The following is a 2664-nucleotide window of genomic DNA, read 5'->3' as shown; positions in this document are numbered from 1 at the left end:
CACCGAGATCAGGCACAGGACGTGCGCAAAATTGTTTCTCGCCTGAAGGAAGAAAATCGAGACGATTATTTGTAGGAGAATACCTTGGAAGCCTACTGCATGAAATGCAAGACAAAAAGAGAAATCACGGAAGCGGAAGCGACATTTAACAAAATTGGCGCGCCGGTTACCCGTGGTATTTGCCCTGTTTGTGGCACAAAAATGTACCGCACCGGACGTACTGATGCACACGAAGGCATGATCCCACCGCCAAAGGTGAAGCGGGAACGCAAGCGCAAAGGAAAATTGGTGATCGTCGAGTCCCCGGCAAAGGCGCGTACAGTCGGTCGCTTTTTAGGACGTGGCTACACGGTTAAAGCCTCTGTCGGACATATTCGTGATCTGTTGCGTTCGCAGCTTTCCGTGGATGTGGAAAATAATTTCGAGCCAAAATATCGTGTTCCCAACGATAAGCGCCCGATCATGAAAGAATTGAAAAAACTTGCCAAAACAGCGGAAGAAGTTTATCTCGCCACCGATCTTGATCGGGAGGGGGAAGCGATAGCCTGGCATTTGATGGAAGCGGCTGAAATTGAGCCAGCCAGAGCAAAACGGGTAGTTTTCCATGAGATCACAAAACCGGCCATCGAGGAGGCTTTTGCCTCCCCTCGTAAGATCAATATGGATCTGGTCAACGCTCAGCAGGGGCGTCGCATTCTGGATCGCCTCGTAGGCTACGGAATCAGCCCAATCCTGTGGGAGAAGGTGCGTGGCCGTCTTTCGGCAGGACGCGTCCAATCTGTGGCTTTACGCCTGGTTGTTGAACGAGAGCGTGAAATTGACGCTTTTATTCCTGAGGAGTATTGGTCAATTGCGGCAGAATTTAAACCAGATGGTTTGAATTCCACTTTTGTTGCAAAATTAAATCGCATAGATGGTGATGAACCATCGCTCCCCACCGAAGAAGTTGTTAAACCAATTCTTGTGGATATGGAAACCGCCGCGTATTCGATCAAAAAGATCAAGCGTGGGCAGCGTCGTCGGAACCCCCCGACACCTTTCATCACATCGACCTTGCAACAGGATGCCTCCCGCCGGCTTGGATTTACCGCCAAACGGACTATGGCAGTTGCTCAATCGCTCTATGAGGGCATAGATGTCGGTGAAGACGGTGGCACAGGGCTAATCACGTATATGCGCACAGATTCGACTCATATTGCTGCCTCTGCTGTTGCGGAAGCACGTGGATATATTAGCGAGCGCTTTGGAAAGGATTATATTCCAAAGACACCTCCCAGGCATAAGACACGGGCCAAGGGCGCACAGGAAGCCCACGAAGCTGTTCGCCCAACTTCGGCTTTGCGCTCCCCTGAAAAAATAAAGGATTCGCTAAATACATCTCAATACAAGCTCTATCGATTGATCTGGCAGCGATTTATCGCCTCTCAAATGGCGGCGGCTATCTACGACACTTTGCAAGTCGAGGTCCTGGGAAAAACAAATGCGCACAAATATCTGTTGCGAGCCTCTGGCTCAGCAATCAATTTTGCTGGATTTTTGGCTGTTTATGCTGATAAGAGAAATTTGAACAAGGAGAAAGGCGAAAATGGGGATGAGAATGTAAATATCCCAACGGGAATCGAGGAGGGGCAAACTCAAGAATTGGTGCATCTCATTCCTGATCAACATTTCACCCAGCCACCACCACGCTTTAGCGAGGCATCTTTGGTGCAGGCCTTGGAGGAAAACGGTATCGGGCGTCCATCCACCTTCGCTCCAACTTTGTCCACTATCCAGGCGCGCGGATATGTTGAACGCGTCGACAAGCGTCTTTTCCCCACCGAAACAGGTGAACTCGTCAACGATTTGTTGGTTAAACATTTTACCGATATTGTCGATTTGGGCTTTACCGCGCGGATGGAAGAAAGCCTGGATGAGGTTGCCTTGGGAAAAGAGGAATGGGTCGAGGTGATTCGCAGATTCTACGGACCATTTTCTGAAGATCTGATCCGTGCTGAAAAAGAGATGCCCGCAACGAAGCGCGGACCCGAGCCGATAGGCCGCGCCTGTCCAAAGTGCGGACATGATCTGGTACTTCGTTATGGCAGATATGGGAAATTTATTTCCTGTAGTGATTTTCCAACCTGCCGCCATACTGAACCATGGCTGGAAAAAATCGGTGTTTCCTGTCCCACTGATGGCGGAGAACTGATCATGCGGAAAACACGCAAGGGGCGCACCTTTTATGGTTGCATCAATTACCCTAATTGTGAATTTACTTCATGGAAACGTCCCCTTGCTGAGCCTTGCCCAAAATGCAAGGGCTTGTTGGTTGTTGCAAATAAGCGTGATGCTCAATGTATTCAATGCGAGGAGAGCATCCTTTTGGATGATTTGCAACCAGAGCAATCTGAATAAACTATCCTCATTTTTTGAAAAAAAACGAAGCTCCTAAATCCGTTAGCGCATTTAGGAGCTTTCTTGTTATAATATCTTATCGTCGCTTATTTGTTCTTAGAGGAAATGCATATGAATATGCTCCGAGAGAAGCTAAAGAATCCGGTAATTGCAGCGTTTTTTGCCATTCTTATTGGTTTTACTTTAGGTCTGATATGGGGATGGAATATTCAGCCTGTGGAATGGTCGGATGCCACCCCAGAATTGCTCCGTTCCGATTATCAACAG

Annotated in this window: 1 protein-coding gene; it reads left to right on the top strand. The window is 48.3% G+C overall.

The genetic code is table 11. The annotated features are described in order from the left end of the window. Nucleotides 1–84: 84 nt before the first annotated feature. The gene (gene topA, locus AC3DOM_RS17285; protein WP_487920282.1) at nucleotides 85–2397 is read left to right on the top strand and encodes a type I DNA topoisomerase; all 2313 of its coding nucleotides are present in this window, start codon (nucleotides 85–87) and stop codon (nucleotides 2395–2397) included. The last annotated feature ends 267 nt before the right edge of the window (nucleotides 2398–2664 follow it).

The sequence above is a fragment of the Candidatus Desulfolinea nitratireducens genome (assembly GCF_982879505.1).
This window is presented reverse-complemented; position numbering and strand designations above follow the sequence as displayed.